General features: G+C 65.7%; 12 protein-coding genes. 10 read left to right on the top strand and 2 right to left on the bottom strand.

Annotation, left to right across the window (positions count from 1 at the left end):
• Positions 1-2 precede the first annotated feature (2 nt).
• The 10 genes from V3C40_RS08290 (at position 3) to V3C40_RS08245 (ending at position 14,887) form a co-directional block, all read left to right on the top strand.
• Positions 3-1,451 (top strand): efflux transporter outer membrane subunit, encoded by a 1,449-nt coding sequence (locus V3C40_RS08290; protein WP_331777343.1) that lies wholly within the window; start codon positions 3-5, stop codon positions 1,449-1,451.
• Positions 1,452-1,469: 18 nt separating this feature from the next.
• A complete protein-coding gene (locus V3C40_RS08285) occupies positions 1,470-2,543 on the top strand; it encodes an HlyD family secretion protein (RefSeq protein WP_331777136.1) in 1,074 nt (357 codons plus the stop codon).
• 2 nt (positions 2,544-2,545) lie between these two features.
• A complete protein-coding gene (gene rbbA / locus V3C40_RS08280; RefSeq protein WP_331777135.1) occupies positions 2,546-5,290 on the top strand; it encodes a ribosome-associated ATPase/putative transporter RbbA in 2,745 nt (914 codons plus the stop codon).
• 1 nt (position 5,291) lies between these two features.
• Positions 5,292-6,416 carry an ABC transporter permease gene (locus V3C40_RS08275; protein WP_034746452.1) on the top strand — a complete coding sequence of 375 codons (1,125 nt, stop codon included), beginning with the start codon at positions 5,292-5,294 and terminating at the stop codon, positions 6,414-6,416.
• A gap of 47 nt (positions 6,417-6,463) precedes the next feature.
• Positions 6,464-8,728 carry a DUF3141 domain-containing protein gene (locus V3C40_RS08270; protein ID WP_331777134.1) on the top strand — a complete coding sequence of 755 codons (2,265 nt, stop codon included), beginning with the start codon at positions 6,464-6,466 and terminating at the stop codon, positions 8,726-8,728.
• Between the two features lie 9 nt (positions 8,729-8,737).
• Complete coding sequence (locus V3C40_RS08265; RefSeq protein ID WP_331777133.1) at positions 8,738-10,153, top strand: bifunctional enoyl-CoA hydratase/phosphate acetyltransferase; 1,416 nt, start codon at positions 8,738-8,740, stop codon at positions 10,151-10,153.
• Positions 10,150-11,373, top strand: coding sequence for an acetate/propionate family kinase (locus V3C40_RS08260; RefSeq protein WP_331777132.1), 1,224 nt, complete (start codon positions 10,150-10,152; stop codon positions 11,371-11,373). Before V3C40_RS08265 ends, V3C40_RS08260 begins: the two co-directional genes overlap by 4 nt.
• Before the next feature lie 214 nt (positions 11,374-11,587).
• Complete coding sequence (locus V3C40_RS08255) at positions 11,588-12,064, top strand: hypothetical protein (protein ID WP_070301165.1); 477 nt, start codon at positions 11,588-11,590, stop codon at positions 12,062-12,064.
• A gap of 164 nt (positions 12,065-12,228) precedes the next feature.
• Positions 12,229-14,526 carry a M43 family zinc metalloprotease gene (locus V3C40_RS08250; protein ID WP_331777131.1) on the top strand — a complete coding sequence of 766 codons (2,298 nt, stop codon included), beginning with the start codon at positions 12,229-12,231 and terminating at the stop codon, positions 14,524-14,526.
• Between the two features lie 13 nt (positions 14,527-14,539).
• Positions 14,540-14,887, top strand: coding sequence for a hypothetical protein (locus tag V3C40_RS08245; protein WP_331777130.1), 348 nt, complete (start codon positions 14,540-14,542; stop codon positions 14,885-14,887).
• On the opposite strand, the gene V3C40_RS08240 is transcribed toward V3C40_RS08245, so the two are convergent.
• Positions 14,884-15,072 carry a helix-turn-helix domain-containing protein gene (locus V3C40_RS08240; protein ID WP_034746472.1) on the bottom strand — a complete coding sequence of 63 codons (189 nt, stop codon included), beginning with the start codon at positions 15,070-15,072 and terminating at the stop codon, positions 14,884-14,886. The genes V3C40_RS08245 and V3C40_RS08240 overlap by 4 nt on opposite strands.
• Before the next feature lie 187 nt (positions 15,073-15,259).
• On the bottom strand, positions 15,260-17,614 hold the full coding sequence (gene parC / locus V3C40_RS08235) for a DNA topoisomerase IV subunit A (RefSeq protein ID WP_034746475.1): 2,355 nt from the start codon (positions 17,612-17,614) through the stop codon (positions 15,260-15,262).
• Positions 17,615-17,627 lie beyond the last annotated feature (13 nt).

Genomic DNA, 17,627 nt, shown 5'->3' with positions numbered 1-17,627 from the left:
TGATGACCATGGCTGTTTTTACCTTGCCACACCGCGCCATGCTGGCCGCACTGGCAGCCACGCTGGCCCTGGCCGGCTGCGCCTCGATGGCGCCGCCGTATGCGCCCCCGCCGCTGCCCGTGGCGGTGCAGTACCCGGAAACCGATCCGGCCGGCGCGCACGCGCCTGACGTCGCCTGGCAAAGCTACTTTGCCGATCCGCGCCTGCAGGCGCTCATTGCGCAGGCGCTGGCCAGCAACCGCGACATCCGGATTGCCGCGTTGCGCGTGGAAGAGGCGCGCGCCGCGTATGGCATCCAGCGCGCGGAGCAATTTCCCACCATCGCGCTGGGCGCCTCGGGCAGCCGTGCACGCGTGCCAGATGACTTGAGTCCGACGGGTCGCGCCATGACGAGCGCGCAGTACCAGGCGGGCTTGAACGTGAGCGCGTGGGAACTCGATTTCTGGGGCAGGGTACGCAGCCTGAAAGACAGCGCGCTGCAAACCCTGCTGGCCAGCGACGAGGCGCGCCGCGCCGTCGGCGTGGCCCTCGTGGCGCAGGTGGTCAATGGCTACCTGGGCTTGCGCGAACTCGATGAGCGCGTGGAACTGGCGCGCGCCACCGTCGACAGCCGCGCCGAATCGCTGCGCATCTTCACGCGCCGCTTTGAAGTGGGATCGATTTCCAAGCTGGACCTGACGCAGGTGGAAACCCTGCTCAGCCAGGCCCTCTCGCTGTCGGCCCAGCTGGAACAGGCACGCGCCGTGCAGGCGCACGCACTGGCCCAGTTGGTGGGCGGCCCCGTCGATCTGACGCCGGTGGCTGGTGAGGTGCGCCGCTTCGACGACGCCAGCGTGCTGCAGCCGCTGCATGCGGGCTTGCCCTCGGCCTTGCTCACGCAGCGCCCCGACCTGATCGCGGCCGAACACCAGTTGCGCGCCGCGCAAGCCAATATCGGCGCCGCGCGCGCCGCCTTCTTCCCGACGATTTCGCTGACGGCCGCCTACGGCACGGCCAGCGCGGAATTGAGCGGTTTGTTCGATTCGGGCAGCGGCGCCTGGAATCTCGCGCCGCGCCTGGTGCTGCCTATCTTTGACGCGGGCCGCCTGCGCGCCAATATGGACTTGGCCGAAGTGCGCCGCGACGTGGCCGTGGCCAATTACGAAAAGAGCGTGCAGGGCGCGTTCCGCGAAGTGGCCGACGCGCTGTCGAACCGGCGCTGGCTGGCGCTGCAGGTCGACATCGGCAAGACGACGTTGGCCGCGCAGAGCGAACGGGCACGCCTGGCCAAGCTGCGCTACGACAATGGCGCCGCGCCCTACCTGGAAGTGCTCGACGCGCAGCGCGACCTGCTGACGGTGGAGCAGCAGCTGGTGCAGACGCGCCGCGCTCTGCTCTCGAGCCAAGTCAGCCTGTATGCGGCCCTGGGCGGCGGCGCGCCCGTCGCCTCCGCCGTCGCTTCCACCCACTAATTTGATCGCCCCGATACCATGAATGCTCAACTGAAGAAAAAACTCATCCCCGCGGCACTCGTCGTGGCCGTTCTCGTGCTGGGCTATGTGGCCTGGCAAAAAATGCGTCCCACGGGTCCTGGCGAAGGTTTTGTCAGCGGCAATGGCCGCATCGAAGCGACGGAAATCGACGTCGCCACCAAGCTGGCCGGCCGGGTCAAGGAGATCCTTGTGCGCGAGGGCGACTTCGTCAAGGCGGGCCAGCCGCTGGCCACCATGCAGGTGGACTCGCTGGCGGCCCAGCGCGACGAGGCGCGCGCGCGCCAGCAGCAGGCATCCGATGCGGTGGTCGGCGCGCAGGCGCAGGTGGCCGTGCGCGAGAGCGACAAGGCGGCCGCGCTGGCCATGGTGGCGCAGCGCGAAAGCGAACTCGATGCGGCCAAGCGCCGCCTGGTCCGCTCCGAGACCCTGTCGGAAGAAGGCGCTTCCTCGGTGCAGGAACTCGACGACGACCGTGCCCGCGTGCGCAGCGTGGCCGCCGCCCTGAATGCGGCCAGGGCGCAAGTGACGGCGGCGCAGGCGGCCATCGACGCGGCCAAGGCGCAGGTGGTCGGTTCGCGTTCCGCCGTCGTGGCGGCCGAGGCGACGACGGCGCGCATCGATGCCGACCTGGCCGATGGCCAGCTGGCGGCGCCGCGCGACGGCCGCGTGCAATATCTGGTGGCGCAGCAGGGCGAAGTGCTGGCGGGTGGCGGCAAGGTGCTCAACCTGGTCGACCTGTCGGACGTCTACATGACCTTCTTCCTGCCCGAGACGGCGGCCGGCAAGGTGGCGCTGGGCGGTGAAGTGCGCATCATCCTCGACGCGGCGCCCCAGTACGTGATTCCCGCGACGATCTCGTTTGTCGCCGCCAGCGCGCAGTTCACGCCGAAGACCGTGGAAACGGCCAGCGAACGCCAGAAGCTGATGTTCCGCGTGAAAGCGCAGATCAGCCGGGAGCTGCTGCAAAAGCATCTGGCCCTCGTCAAAGTGGGCTTGCCCGGCGTGGCCTGGGTGCGTCTCGATACCAAGCAGGCCTGGCCCGCTGAATTGACGGCGAAGGTTCCGCAGTGACTGTGGCTTCCACTTCCCCTGTCGTCAGCATCCGCGGCGTCAGCCAGCATTACGGCAAGACGGTGGCGCTGGACGGCATCGACCTCGATGTGCCGGCCGGCCGCATGGTGGGCTTGATCGGTCCCGATGGCGTGGGCAAATCGAGCTTGCTGTCGCTGGTGGCGGGCGCGCGCGCCGTGCAGCAGGGCACAGTGATGGCGCTCGGTGGCGACATGCGCGATGCGCGCCACCGCGACGACGTTTGCCCCCGCATCGCCTACATGCCGCAAGGCCTGGGCAAGAATCTGTATCCGACCCTGTCGGTCGAGGAAAACCTGCAGTTTTTCGCGCGCCTGTTCGGCCACGACGCGGCCGAGCGCCGCCGCCGCATCGACCAGCTGACCCGCAGCACGGGCTTGCAACCGTTCCTCGCGCGCCCGGCTGGCAAGCTGTCGGGCGGCATGAAGCAGAAGCTGGGCCTGTGCTGCGCGCTGATCCACGATCCCGACCTGCTGATTCTCGACGAGCCGACCACCGGCGTCGATCCGCTGGCGCGCGCCCAGTTCTGGGACCTGATCGCCGGCATCCGCGTGCAGCGCCCGCAAATGAGCGTGATGGTGGCCACGGCCTACATGGACGAGGCGCAGCGCTTCGATTGGCTGGTCGCCATGGATGACGGCAGGGTGCTCGATACGGGCACGCCGGCCGAACTGCTGGCGCGCACGGACAGCGGCAACCTGGAAGCGGCCTTCATCAAGCTGCTGCCGGAAGCGAAGCGCGCGGGCCACCAGCCCGTCGTCATCACGCCGCTCGATGCCGCCAGCGCGCAGGATGTCGCCATCGAGGCGCAGGACCTGACCATGCGCTTCGGCGATTTTACGGCCGTCGACCATGTGAATTTCCGCATCGGCCGCGGCGAAATCTTCGGCTTTCTGGGCTCGAACGGCTGCGGCAAGTCGACCACCATGAAGATGCTCACGGGCTTGCTGCCGGCGACCGAGGGCAAGGCCTGGCTATTCGGCAAGCAGGTCGATTCCAGCGACATCGATACGCGCCGCCGGGTCGGCTACATGTCGCAGGCGTTCTCGCTGTACAGCGAACTGACGGTACGCCAGAACCTCGTGCTGCACGCGCGCCTGTTCCACGTGCCAGAGGGCGAGATACCTGCGCGCATCGACGAGATGGCGCAGCGCTTCGACTTGCGCGCTGTGATGGACGACTTGCCCGATAGCCTGCCGCTGGGCATACGCCAGCGGTTGTCCTTGGCAGTGGCCATGGTGCACAAGCCGGAAATGCTGATCCTCGACGAACCGACGTCCGGCGTCGACCCGATCGCGCGCGACAATTTCTGGCGCCTGATGATCGAGCTGGCGCGGCGCGACCACGTCACCATCTTCATTTCCACCCACTTCATGAACGAGGCCGAGCGCTGCGACCGTATCTCGCTGATGCATGCGGGGAAAGTGCTGGTCAGCGATGCGCCGGCCGAACTGGTGCGCAAGAAGGGCGCGCCCTCGCTGGAAGCGGCTTTCATCGCCTACCTGGAAGAGGCGGGCGGCGGCACGGCGCCGGCGGCGCAGGAAAGCGAGGCGCCCGTGCAGAAGGCGGAAGCGGTCGCACCGCAACAGGAGCGTAGGCGCAGCCGTTTCAGCCTGGGCCGCATGCTCAGCTACATGTGGCGCGAAACGCTGGAATTGCGCCGCGATCCCGTGCGTCTGACCCTGGCGCTGGGCGGCTCCGTGCTGCTGCTATTCGTCATCGGCTTCGGCATCAGCCTCGATGTGGAAGACTTGAGTTACGCGGTGCTCGACCACGACCAGACGACGTTGAGCCAGAATTACACGAACAACCTGGCCGGCTCGCGCTATTTCATCGAACGCCCGCCGCTGCGCGACTATGCCGATATCGACAAGCGCATGCGCAGCGGAGAGTTGTCGCTGGCCATCGAGATCCCGCCCGGCTTCGCGCGCGACGTGCAGCGCGGCGCGCCGGCCCAGGTGGGCGCGTGGATTGACGGCGCCATGCCGATGCGCGCGGAAACCGTGCAAGGCTACGTGCAGGGCATGCATCAGCTGTGGCTGGCCGACCAGGCCTTGCACCGCTATGGCATCACGATGAGCAACCCCGTCGCCATCCAGACGCGCTACCGCTACAACCCCGACGTGAAAAGCCTGCCCGCCATGGTGCCGGCCGTGATTCCCTTGCTGCTGCTGATGCTGCCGGCCATGCTGGCGGCGCTGTCCGTCGTGCGCGAAAAGGAACTGGGTTCCATCATCAACCTGTACGTGACGCCCGTCACGCGCCTGGAATTCTTGCTTGGCAAGCAGGTGCCCTACGTCGTGCTGGCCATGTTCAACTTCCTTCTCATGGCGCTGCTGGCCGTCACCGCCTTTGGCGTGCCGGTCAAGGGCAGCTTGGCGACCCTGATCGGCGCCACCTTCATCTTCAATATCTGCGCTACCGGCATCGGCCTGTTCGCCTCGACGTTTACGCGCAGCCAGATCGCGGCGCTGTTCGTGACCATGATCGGCACCATGATCCCGGCCATCCAGTTTTCAGGCCTGCTCAATCCCGTTTCGTCGATGGAAGGCGTGGGCAAGGCGATCGGCCTGATGTACCCGGCCACGCACATGCTCAATATCAGCCGCGGCGTGTTCAACAAGGCGCTGGGACTGAGCGACCTGCACGCCTCGTTCTGGCCATTGATCATCGCCATCCCCGTGATCCTCGGCGTGACCGTGGCGCTGCTGAAGAAGCAGGAGAGCTGATATGCGCCACCTTGAAAATATCTACCGCCTGGGCGTGAAGGAAATCTGGAGCCTGATCCGCGACCCGATGATGCTGATCCTGATCCTGTACACGTTCACGTTAGCCATCTACGTGGCCGCCACGGCCAAGCCGGAAACGCTGCACATGGCGTCGATCGCCATCGTCGACGAGGATGGTTCGCCGCTGTCCGGGCGCATCGCCTCGGCCTTCTTCCCGCCCCAGTTTACGCCGCCGGCCATGATCAACCAGAGCCAGGTCGATGCGGGCCTCGACGCGGGCCAGTACACCTTCGTGCTGACGATCCCGCCCAAGCTGCAGGCCGACGTGCTGGGCGGACGCCAGGCGGAGCTGCAGCTGAACGTGGACGCCACGCGCATGAGCCAGGCTTTCAGCGGCAGCGGCTACATCCAGCAGATCGTCGCCGGCGAGATATCGGAATTCGCCAAGCGCTACCGGGGCGCAACCGTCTCGCCCGTGGAGCTGGTGATGCGCGCGCGCTTCAACCCGTCGCTGAGCCAGGCCTGGTTTGGCTCGCTGATGGAGCTCATCAACCAGGTGACGATGCTGTCGATCATTTTGACGGGCGCGGCGCTGATCCGCGAGCGCGAACACGGTACCATCGAGCACTTGCTGGTGATGCCCGTGACGCCTGCCGAAATCATGCTGGGCAAGGTATGGTCGATGGGCCTCGTGGTGCTGCTGGCCGCCGCCTTGTCGCTGAACCTCGTGGTGCGCGGCATGCTGCACGTGCCCATCGAAGGCTCGATCGCGCTGTTCCTGTGCGGCGCCGCGCTGCACCTGTTCGCCACCACGTCGATGGGTATTTTCCTCGCCACCGTGGCGCGCAGCATGCCGCAGTTCGGCATGCTCCTGATCCTCGTGCTGCTGCCGCTGCAGATGCTCTCGGGCGGCAGCACGCCGCGCGAAAGCATGCCTGAACTGGTGCAGAACATCATGCTGATCGCCCCGACCACGCATTTCGTCGAATTGAGCCAGGCGATCCTGTACCGGGGCGCCGGCATCGACGTGGTGTGGAAACCGTTCCTGGCCCTGCTGGCCATCGGCACGGCCCTGTTCACGTTTGCCCTTGCCCGTTTTCGCAAGACCATCAGCCAGATGGCGTAGCTCCCGCGCCGGAATGGTCCGGCGTTTTTTGCATGAAAAGGATAGCCATGAAAACCGAAGCTGCACCATTTTTCTCCACTGGCGGCTTGCCGTCGCTGGGCGTGCTGGGCGACTATGCGCGCGATTCGTGGCAGCGCATCGTGCTGTACGCGGACGTGATGCGCCGGCGCGGCAACCAGTACCAGGAACACATGGCCGAGGAAGTGCCGAACGTGCTCGACTTCCCCGCCGAACTGGTGATGTCGGGCCTGGAACTGGCGCGTCCCGTCAACTACGGCCTGGCGCGCATCCTGACGCCCGATGCGCCCGAACCTGATCCATCGAAGCGGCCCTTCGTCGTCGTCGATCCGCGCGCCGGCCATGGTCCCGGCATCGGCGGCTTCAAGGCCGAGAGCGAGATCGGCGTGGCCCTGCGCGCAGGCCATCCATGCTACTTCATCGGCTTCCTGCCCGATCCCGTGCCGGGACAGACGGTGGAAGACGTGATGCACGCCGAGGCGGCCTTCCTGGAAAAAGTCATCGCCCTGCATCCGCACAGCGAGGGGAAACCCGTCGTCATCGGCAATTGCCAGGCGGGCTGGCAAATCCTCATGACGGCGGCCATGCGCCCGGAATTGTTCGGTCCCATCATCGTGGCAGGCGCGCCCGTCTCGTACTGGGCCGGCTGGCATGGCCGCAATCCGATGCGCTACGCGGGCGGCCTGATGGGCGGCAGCTGGGCCACGGCGCTGGCGGGCGACCTGGGCAACGGCCGCTTCGACGGCGCCAGCCTGGTGCAAAATTTCGAGAAGCTCAACCCGGCCAACACGCTGTGGAGCAAGCAGTACAACTTGTACGCGAACATTGATACGGAAGCGCCCCGTTACCTGGAATTTGAAAAATACTGGGGCGGCCACGTCTTCCTCAACGACGTCGAGATGCAGTACATCGTCGACAATCTGTTCATCGGCAACCGCCTGGCCACGGCCGAATTGATCACCTCCGACGGCGTGCGCCTGGACTTGCGCAATATCCGTTCGCCCATCGTCGTGTTCTGCTCGAATGGCGACAACATCACGCCGCCGCCGCAGGCGCTGGGCTGGATCACGGACCTGTACCGCGACGACAAGGACGTACTGATGCACGACCAGACCATCGTCTACGCCGTGCATGACAGCATTGGCCACCTGGGCATCTTTGTATCGGCCAAGGTGGGGCACAAGGAACACCAGAAATTCGCCAGTAATATCGACTTGATCAACCTGCTGCCGGCCGGTATCTACGAAGCGCGGATCGTCGACAAGACGCCCGATACGCCGAACGCGGACCTGGCCAGCGGCGACTACGTGCTGCAGGTCGAGCACCGCGGCATCGACGACGTGCGCGCCATCGTGCAGCCGAGCGTGGAAAACGACCGCAAGTTTGCCGCCGCCGCGCGCGTGTCCGAAGTGAACCTGGCCCTGTACCGCACGTTTGCGCAGCCGTGGGTGCGCGCCATGGTCACGCCGCAGACGGCGCGCTTCCTGCAGCTGGCACACCCGCTGCGCGTGTCGTACGAGCGCTGGACCGACCATAATCCTCTGGCCAGCCTGGTGGCCAAGGAGGCGGAAAAAGTGCGCGCCCAACGCCAGCCGGTGGCGCCCGACAACCCGCTGCTGGCCATGCAGGAAGCCATTTCCGGCGCCATCACGGCCGGCTTGAACGGCTGGCGCGACTGGCGCGATACGGTGCAGGAAACGACCTTCGACCTGGTGTACGGTTCGCCGCTGGTGCAGGCGCTGACGGGACAAGCGATCGGCGATACGACACCGCCGCGCCCCCATCCCGGCATCTCGCCCGAGCATTGCGAATACGTGCGCTGCGAAACGCGCAAGATGGACGAGGACATGCAGCGGGGCGGCCTGGTGGAAGCGGCCGTGCGCGCGCTGTTCTATATCTACCGCTTCCGCATGATCGCCGACGAGCGCAGGGTCAACCTGGCCCTCAAACTGATCAAGCCGCAATACCGGCAGGACGTCGGCATGGAGGAGTTCCGCGGTATCGTGCGCCAGCAGGCGCGCTTGATGCTGCATGATTTCGACGCGGCCATCGCCGCCTTGCCGGCCTTGCTGTCGCGCGCCGACCCGGACGACATCGGTGCACTGGCCGCGTGGCTGCAGCAGGTGCTGCAAGTGCCCGAGGCGCCGACGCCGGACGAGGAAGCGAGCCTGCAGCAGATGCTGGACGTCTTCGACCGGGCGGTCAAGGCGCAAACGAAGGCGCTGCCGCCGGACGCGCGCACATCCGCTCCCGGCCCCAAAGCCAAACCGGCCAAACACATTACCCCTGTATAGAAGACCACGATGACTACTTCCCAAGACGATGAGCTGAATATCGTACGCAACCGCACCTTCGACCAGATCGCTATCGGCGACACGGCCAGTATCGCGCGCACCCTGAGCATGGACGATATCGCCCTGTTCGCGGTGATGTCGGGCGATGACAACCCGCAGCACCTCGATACGGAATTTGCCGCCGCCACCCGCTACCAGGGCGTGATCGCGCACGGCATGTGGGGCGCGTCCCTCATTTCCGCCGTGCTGGGCACACGCCTGCCCGGCGCCGGCACCGTCTACACGGGCCAGACCCTGCGCTTTTTGCAACCGGTGCGCGTGGGCGATACGCTGGCCATCAGCGTCACCGTCACGGTGCTGGAACCGCGCAGCCGCCACGTGACCCTGGCTTGCCGCTGCGTCAACCAGCATGGCGCCGTGGTGCTAGAAGGCGAGGCGCAGGTGATCGCGCCCGCCGAGCAGATCGAGCGGGCGCGCGCCACCTTGCCCGAAGTACGCCTGCATAACGGCGACGGTACGCGGCGCCTGCTCGAGCACGCGCGCACTCTGGGACCGATCAGGGTGGCCGTGATCCATCCTTGCGATGAACTGAGCCTGTCCGGCGCGCTCGACGCGCATGCGGCCGGCCTGATCACGCCCGTGCTGGTGGCGCCGCGCGCGCGCCTGGAAGCGGTGGCGGCCGAAGCGGGCCTGAGCCTGGACGGCATTGCCATCGAGGACGTCGAGCATAGCCATGCGGCCGCCGCGCGCGGCGCCGAACTGGCGGGCAAGGGCGAAGTGGAAGCCTTGATGAAGGGCAGCCTGCACACGGATGAACTGATGTCGGCCGTGCTGTCGGCCAGTGCCGGCCTGCGCACCAAGCGGCGCATCAGCCACTGCTTCCTGATGCAGACGCCCGCGTATCCGCGTCCCTTCATCATCACGGATGCGGCCATCAATATCGCGCCCAACCTGGCCATGAAGGCCGACATCGTGCGCAACGCCATTGACCTGGCCCACGTGATCGGCGTGGCCTGTCCGCGCGTGGCCATCCTGGCTGCCGTGGAAACGGTGAATGCGGACATGCCCGCCACCCTGGACGCGGCCGCCCTGTGCAAGATGGCCGACCGTGGCCAGATCACGGGCGCCATCCTCGATGGCCCGCTGGCTTTTGACAATGCCGTGTCGATCGCCGCCGCCACCGTCAAGGGCATCGTCTCGGAAGTGGCGGGCCGCGCCGATATCCTGCTGGTGCCCGACCTGGAAAGCGGCAACATGCTGGCCAAGCAGCTCGAATACATGGGCGACGCGGACAGCGCCGGCATCGTGCTGGGCGCGAAAATTCCCGTCATCCTCACCAGCCGCGCCGACTCGCGCGCCAGCCGCATCGCCTCGTGCGCCATCGCCGTGATGCTGGCCAACCATTACCGGAGCACGCCGCCATGAACGCACCAATCACACATGCCGATGGCGCCCTGATCCTGGTGCTCAATTGCGGTTCGTCGAGCATCAAGTTCGCCCTGTTTGAGCAGGCGGGCGGCGTGCTGCCGCAGCAGGCGCAATGGAGCGGCAAGGTCGAAGGCATCGGCCGCGAAAACGCCACCTACCGCGCCAGCGGCCTGCCTGCCGTCGCCCTGCAGCTCGATCCGCAGCAGCCGCATCACGCGGCGCTCGAATACATCCGTGCACAAGTGGTGGCGCAGCTGGACGGGCGCCCCTTGCGCGCCGTGGCGCACCGCGTGGTGCATGGCGGCAGCAAATATTTCGCCCCCGTGCGCATCGATTTTGCCGTGCTGGCCGACCTGAAAAGTTATGTGCCGCTCGCGCCCCTGCACCAGCCGTTCGCGCTGGAAGCCATCGAGGTGCTGCTCGAATCGCGGCCTGACATCGCCCAGGTGGCGTGCTTCGACACGGCCTTCCACCACACGGTGCCGCAGGTCGAGCAGATGCTGGCCCTGCCTTACGATGCGTGGGAGCGGGGCTTGCGCCGCTACGGTTTCCACGGCCTGTCGTACGAATACCAGTCGCTGGTGTTGGAGCAGCGTTTTGGCAGTGCCGCGCGCGGCAAGGTCATCGTGGCCCACCTGGGCAGCGGCGCCAGCCTGTGCGCGATGGATAATTTGCACAGCGTGGCCACCACCATGGGCTTTTCGGCGCTCGATGGCCTGATGATGGGCACGCGCTGCGGTTCGCTCGATCCGGGCGCCGTCATCTACCTGATGGAGATCGAAAAACTGTCGCTGGAAAAAGTGGCGCACGTGCTGTACCACGAGTCGGGCTTGCTGGGCGTATCGGGCGTGTCGGCCGACCCGCCGGTCTTGCTGGCGCAGCAGGACCGGCAGGATGCCACGGGCGAGCGCATCCGCGCCGCGCTGGCCTTGTATATCCGCCGCATCGTACGCGAGATCGGCGCCTTGACGGCCGTGCTCGGTGGGCTGGACATGCTGGTGTTTACGGCCGGTATCGGCGAGCACAGCGCCGAGCTGCGCCAGCGCATCTGCGACGAGCTGGGGTTTATCGGCCCCGTGCTTGACGGGGAGGCGAATGCGCGCAGTGCCAGCCGTATCTCCACCGATGCCAGCCGCATCGTCGTGGGTGTGGAGCCTGCCAACGAAGAGTGGGTGGCTGCCCGCCACGCGGCCCTGGCCCTGGCCGTGGGCGCATGAGGAACTGAGACCTGCATCGCACCCAATGGGAAATTTGCTGATTTGCACATATTTTCCGTTGAGTGCGCTAACGCACTGTGTGGTTTGCCGGATATCTTTACTATGAAGTCATGCCATTGCGCTACATCAAGAAACAGCGCGATGCCTGGCAAATTTTGAGCATTTTGCCCGCCTTTAGTAAGAATAAAATTAAACCATATTGAAAGGTCTCATCATGAACAAATTACTCGCCACCCTGATCGCTACCCTGTTTGCCACCGCTGCCATCGCGCAAACGGCGCCAACTACCCCAGCCGTTGCCAGCGCCCAGGCGTCTGCGCAGCATGACATCAACAAGGCTGCCAACAAGGAAGCCAAAGTCGATGCCAAAGCTGACGCCAACGTCGCCAAGGCTGAAATGAAGGCCGACGAAAAGAAAGCCGACGCCCAGCACAAGGCAAATAAAACCAAGGCCAAGGCTCACGACAAAGTGGTCGACGCCGATCCGGAAGACAAGATGAAGGCGCAAGCCAAGGCTGACAAGGCCGCCGCCAAGGCCGATGCGAAAGCGGGTAAAACCGCCGTGAAAGCGGACGCCAAGGTCGCCAAGGAAAAAGTGGAAGCGAACCAGGATAAAGCCATCGCCGCCACCAAGACGGAAGAAGTCAAGGCTAAGGCCGACGCTGAAGTCAAGGCCGCCGCCGCCAAGTAATGCACCGTTTGCAGGCCATGGCCTGCAAGCCAAAAAGACAGCTTCGGCTGTCTTTTTTTTCGTCCGCCACTTTTGCCTGGCACCGCTTGCCAGTCTTGATCTCGCGCAAGTGCTCCTCTTTTCGCCGTGCCATAGTGAATTGGCACATAGACGAAGGAGACATCATGAGCACCGCTAAAACGAAAAAAACGCCGGCCACCAGTTCGGCCGAAAGCATGCCAGCCATGCCGGTCGAGGGCGATGTGCAGGCCGATGCCCAGGCGGCGGATGCCTTGCCGGGGTCGCGCCTGGGCGTGTCGTACGCGGACCAGGCGGCGCTCACCCAGGGCGCGGCAGCCGTGTATGCCGGTGCCATGCCGGGCGGCGGCATGCAGCAGCCATCGCAGGGCATGGCGGGCGCCAGTTGCATGCAGGTGGGCGTTGGCGGCGGCATGGGAGGCGATGGTGGCGGCATGGGCGGTGATGGAGGACAGGGCGGCGGGCAGGGGGGCGGCACTCCGCAGAAGCGCACCTGCGCCACGATGGACGTGCATCGCCGCCTGCTCACCGAAGATCCGGCATACGCGAACGTGCGCGCCGATATTGAAAACCTGGCGGGACTGTACGAGGGCGACGCCAGCATTGCCGGGCGTTCCGGCGTGACGCACATTCCGGTGGTGGTGCACGTGGTGTGGAATACGGCCGAGCAGAATATCTCGGATGCGCAGATCGCCAGCCAGATCGATGTGCTCAATCGCGACTTCCGGCGCGTGAATCCCGATGTCAACAGCACGCCGGCGCCATTCCTGCCGCTGACGGCCGATGCGCGCGTGGAGTTTGCGCTGGCCACGACCGATCCGCATGGCGCGGCCACCAGCGGCATCGAGCGGCGCCAGACGACGGTAGCCTCGTTTGGCGCGAACGATGCCGTCAAGTCGCAGGCGACGGGTGGCATGGATGCCTGGCCGGCCGACAGTTACCTGAATATCTGGGTATGCCAGTTGGGTGGCGGCTTGCTCGGTTACGCGCAGTTTCCCGGCGGCCCGGCCGCCACCGACGGCGTGGTGATCCTGCAATCGGCCTTTGGCACGACGGGCACGGCGGCGCCGCCGTTCCACCTGGGGCGCACGGCAACGCATGAAATCGGCCACTGGCTGAACCTGAACCATATCTGGGGCGACGACGGCACCGGATGCTCGGGCACGGACAACGTGGCCGACACGCCGAACCAGGGCGGGCCGAACACGGGCCAGCCTTCATTTCCCCAGGTGTCGTGCAATAACGGACCGAATGGCGACATGTTCATGAACTACATGGATTACGTCGACGATCCCGCCATGTTCATGTTCACGGCGGGCCAGGTGGCGCGTATGCAGGCTTGCCTCGATGGCCCGCGCGCCAGCATCGGCACGGGCGGTACTGGCGCAGGCGCCACGCCGCGCCAAAGCTCCTCTCCCGTCGTGGCCTGGGGGGCAAGCCGCCTCGATGTCTTCGTCGTTGGCATGGACCGCGCCCTGTATCACAAGGCCTGGAATGGCACGGCCTGGGCGCCATCCGTCAGCGGCTATGAAGCCCAGGGCGGCATTTGCACCAGTGCGCCGCAAGTGGTGTCGTGGGGGCCGAACCGGCTCGACGTGTTCGTCACGGGCACCGACAGCGGCTTGTTCCATAAGTGGTGGAACGGCACGGCCTGGGGACCGTCACTGACCGGCTATGAAGCGATGGGCGGCCTGTGCGTGGGCGACCCGCGCGCCGTGGCCTGGGGGCCGAACCGCCTCGACGTGTTTGTCGTCGGCACGGACCGCGGCCTGTATCACAAATGGTGGAACGGATCGGCCTGGGGGCCGTCGCTGACCGGGTACGAAGCCATGGGCGGCATCTGCCTGGGCCAGCCGGAAGCTGTGGCCTGGGGGCCGAACCGCCTCGATGTCTTCGTCGTCGGCATGGACCGGGCCCTGTACCACAAGTGGTGGGACGGCACGGCCTGGGGACCGTCGCTGACGGGCTATGAACGGCTGGGCGGCATCTGCACCTCGTCGCCGAAGGCCGTGGCGTGGGGACCGGACCGCCTCGACGTCTTTGTCACGGGTACCGACGGCGCGCTGTACCATAAATGGTGGGATGGCGCGAAATGGGGGCCTTCCAACGATGGTTTCGAGCGCCTGGGCGGTATCTGCGTGGGCGAGGTGGAAGCCGTGTCGTGGGCGCCGGACCGGCTCGACCTGTTCGTCATCGGCACGGACAGCGCCCTGTATCACAAGGCCTGGAATGGCACGGCCTGGTCGCCTTCCCTGAGCGGCTTTGATAACCTGGGCGGCGTGTGTACTTCGCGTCCGCGCGCCACGGCCTGGGCGTCGGACCGCCTCGACGTGTTTGTCACGGGCACGAATGGCGCGCTGTTCCACAAGGCGTGGAACGGCACGGCCTGGTCGCCCTCCGTGACGGGCTATGAAAACCTGGGCGGCGTGGTATCGTGCTTTTGAGGGAGGGATCGCCATGCATGGCATGACAACGGCACTGCCCAGCGGCAGCTGGACGCACTCGTTCGAGGAGGATGCGGACGGCATCGAGGTGTACCGGCCCACGGCCACGTTCGTCTTTCCTCCCAGCCGCAAGGGGCGCAAGGTGCTCGAATTCGGCGCGCCCGCCGGCGCCATGGCGCAAGGGGCGGCGACCTTGACGCCGATGGTGCCCGGCCCCGACGACCGGCCCCGCGCCGGCCCCGTGACCCGGCTTGTACCCCTGGGCATGGGCCGCTATGCGCTCGGTGATGGCGCCGGGGCACAGGACGTGATCGATATCGTCGAAGCGACGCCCGACGTGCTGCGCCTGTCGCGGCGCTAAGGCTGGCCGCGCAGCTTGTGCGCAAGCGCCGTGCGGTTACCCACGTCCAGCTTCTGATAAATCGCGTGCAGCTGGTTGCGCACGGTGGCCGGCGACTTGCCCAGTTCCCTGGCGATGCTTTTGTAGGGCAAGCCTTCGGCCGCCATGGCCGCGACCAGCCGCTCGGCCGGTGTCAAACGCTGCATGGCGGCCTGCCTGAAACGTTGTTTGTCATCGCTGTTCTCCTGTCCGTGGGCGGCATGCCGGTGGCATGCCTGCAGGGATAACGGGAGCACGGGGCGTATCTGTAAAACTATTTTTCCTGCTTCGATACGCTGCGATAGACGAAAAAAAAGACAGGCGAACCTGTCTTTTCGTGTGGCGCGATGGTGATCAGCCGATGGCCGCCATTGACACCGGTTTCAGCTTGGCCGCCAGCGCCTTGCCTTTCTTGGCGCGCTTGCCGAAGTGGTCGGCCAGGGCCGTGGCGCCCAGCGACGCATCCTGCGGTTTCGACGCCCGGCCGATGCCGGAGACGACCACGCCACGCTGGGTGATCGGCTGCACGGCCAGCAGCTTGTCCTTGGCATCGAGGTCGATCAGCTTGACACCGGTGCCGCCCTTGGACAGGGTTTTCATTTCATCGAGGCCGAACACCAGCAGGCGCGCGCCTTCCGTCAGGCAGGCCAGGGCGCTGGCCGCTTCGGCGATGACCTTCGGTTCGAGCGGCACGTCGCCGTCATCGAGGGTGATGAAGGCCTTGCCGCCTTTCAGACGGCTGACCATGTCGCCCGCCTTGGCGATGAAGCCGTAGCCGGCGCTCGACGCCAGCAGCAAATTGGTGGCGCCATTGCCCGCAAAGTAGTGCAAGATGCGCACGGCATTGCCCGGGGTACCGCCGCTCAGGTCGCACAAGGTCGTGATCGGCACACCGTCGCCGCGCGCGTTGGGCAGCGCCGAAACGGGAACCGAGTAAATCTTGCCGTTGTTGCCAAAGCCCAGCAGGGTGTCGACCGTGCGGCACTCGAAGGCGCCATGCAGGCTGTCGCCCGCCTTGAACGTGAATTGCGCCGCATCGTGGCCGATACCGGTACGCGCGCGCACCCAGCCTTTTTCCGAAATGATGACGGTGACCGGTTCATCGACGACCTTTTGTTCCGCCACGGCTTTTTGCGCTTCCTCGATCAGGGTGCGGCGTGCGTCGCCGAACTGCTTGGCGTCCGCTTCGATTTCGCGGATGATGGCGCGCTTCATCGAGCCCGGATTGTCGAGCAGGTCTTGCAGCGACTTTTCTTCCTTGCGCAGCTCGGCCAGCTCCTGCTGGATCTTGATCGTTTCCAGGCGCGCCAGCTGGCGCAAGCGGATTTCCAGGATGTCGTCGGCCTGGCGTTCGGACAGTTTGAACGCGTCGATCAGGGCCGCTTTCGGTTCATCCGAATTGCGGATGATCTGGATCACCTTGTCGATATTGAGCAGGATCGCTTCGCGCCCTTCCAGGATATGGATGCGGTCCTTGACCTTGCCCAGTTTGTAGCCGGTGCGGCGCGTGACGGTCTCGAAGCGGAAGTCGATCCACTCGCGCAGGATGTCGCCCAGGCCCTTTTGGCGCGGACGGCCGTCGCCGCCTATCATCACCAGGTTGATCGAGGTCGACGATTCCAGCGACGTATGCGCCAGCAGCATCAGCATGAATTCCGTCTGGTCCTGGTTCTTCGACTTCGGTTCGAATACGAGGCGCACGGGGGCGGCACGGCCCGATTCGTCGCGGATGGTGTCGAGCGAATTGAGGATCAGCGCTTTCAGGGCCACCTGGTCCGGCGACAGCGCCTTCTTGCCCAGTTTGATCTTCGGATTCGTCAACTCCTCGATTTCTTCCAGCACCTTTTGCGAGGAAGTACCGGGCGGCAGTTCCGTTACGACGGCTTGCCACTGGCCGCGCGCCAGCTCTTCGATCTTCCAGCGCGCGCGCACCTTCATGCTGCCACGGCCGCTCGCGTACATGTCCTGGATCTGCGATGGCGGCGTGATGATCTGGCCGCCGCCGGGGAAGTCGGGGCCGGGAATGATGGCCATCAGCTCGGCGTGCGTCATCTTCGGATCGCGGATCATGGCGACGGCCGCTTTCGCCACTTCCGCCAGATTGTGCGACGGGATTTCTGTCGCCAGCCCCACGGCGATGCCGGAGGCGCCGTTCAGCAGCACCATCGGCAGGCGCGCCGGCAGCAGCTTCGGTTCTTCCGTCGAACCGTCGTAGTTGGGCTGGAAATCCACCGTGCCCATGCCGATTTCATCCATCAGCAGCTTGGCGATCGGTGTCAGACGCGCTTCCGTGTAGCGCATGGCCGCCGCGCCGTCGCCATCGCGCGAGCCGAAGTTGCCCTGGCCGTCGATCAGCGGGTAGCGCAAGGAGAAATCCTGCGCCATGCGCACCAGCGCGTCGTACACGGACTGGTCGCCGTGCGGATGCAATTTACCGAGCACGTCGCCGACCACGGCCGCCGATTTGCGCGGCTTCGCCGTGGAGTTCAGGCCCAGCTCGTTCATCGCATACAGGATGCGGCGCTGCACGGGCTTCTGGCCGTCGCACACGTCGGGCAGGGCGCGGCCCTTGACGACGGAGATGGCGTAATCGAGATAGGCGCGCTCGGCAAAGGTGGACAGGGTCAGCGCTTCGCCGTCGAATACCGGTTCATCCGGCTCGATCGGCTCAGGCTGGGCATCGTCAAATAAATTCGTTTGTGTGGACATGGCGCTTGTTTCG

The sequence above is a fragment of the Janthinobacterium sp. LS2A genome (assembly GCF_036543145.1).
Classification (GTDB): Bacteria; Pseudomonadota; Gammaproteobacteria; order Burkholderiales; family Burkholderiaceae_D; genus Janthinobacterium; species Janthinobacterium aestuarii.
Note: the sequence above shows the minus strand (reverse complement) of the source record. Positions and strands in the feature narration are given on the sequence as shown.

Coding starts and splice junctions, on each gene's coding strand:
- V3C40_RS08290 (WP_331777343.1), top strand. CDS start 3: ATGACCATGGCTGTTTTTACCTTGCCACACCGCGCCATGCTGGCCGCA.
- V3C40_RS08285 (WP_331777136.1), top strand. CDS start 1,470: ATGAATGCTCAACTGAAGAAAAAACTCATCCCCGCGGCACTCGTCGTG.
- V3C40_RS08275 (WP_034746452.1), top strand. CDS start 5,292: ATGCGCCACCTTGAAAATATCTACCGCCTGGGCGTGAAGGAAATCTGG.
- V3C40_RS08270 (WP_331777134.1), top strand. CDS start 6,464: ATGAAAACCGAAGCTGCACCATTTTTCTCCACTGGCGGCTTGCCGTCG.
- V3C40_RS08265 (WP_331777133.1), top strand. CDS start 8,738: ATGACTACTTCCCAAGACGATGAGCTGAATATCGTACGCAACCGCACC.
- V3C40_RS08260 (WP_331777132.1), top strand. CDS start 10,150: ATGAACGCACCAATCACACATGCCGATGGCGCCCTGATCCTGGTGCTC.
- V3C40_RS08255 (WP_070301165.1), top strand. CDS start 11,588: ATGAACAAATTACTCGCCACCCTGATCGCTACCCTGTTTGCCACCGCT.
- V3C40_RS08250 (WP_331777131.1), top strand. CDS start 12,229: ATGAGCACCGCTAAAACGAAAAAAACGCCGGCCACCAGTTCGGCCGAA.
- V3C40_RS08245 (WP_331777130.1), top strand. CDS start 14,540: ATGCATGGCATGACAACGGCACTGCCCAGCGGCAGCTGGACGCACTCG.
- V3C40_RS08240 (WP_034746472.1), bottom strand. CDS start 15,072: ATGCAGCGTTTGACACCGGCCGAGCGGCTGGTCGCGGCCATGGCGGCC.
- parC (WP_034746475.1), bottom strand. CDS start 17,614: ATGTCCACACAAACGAATTTATTTGACGATGCCCAGCCTGAGCCGATC.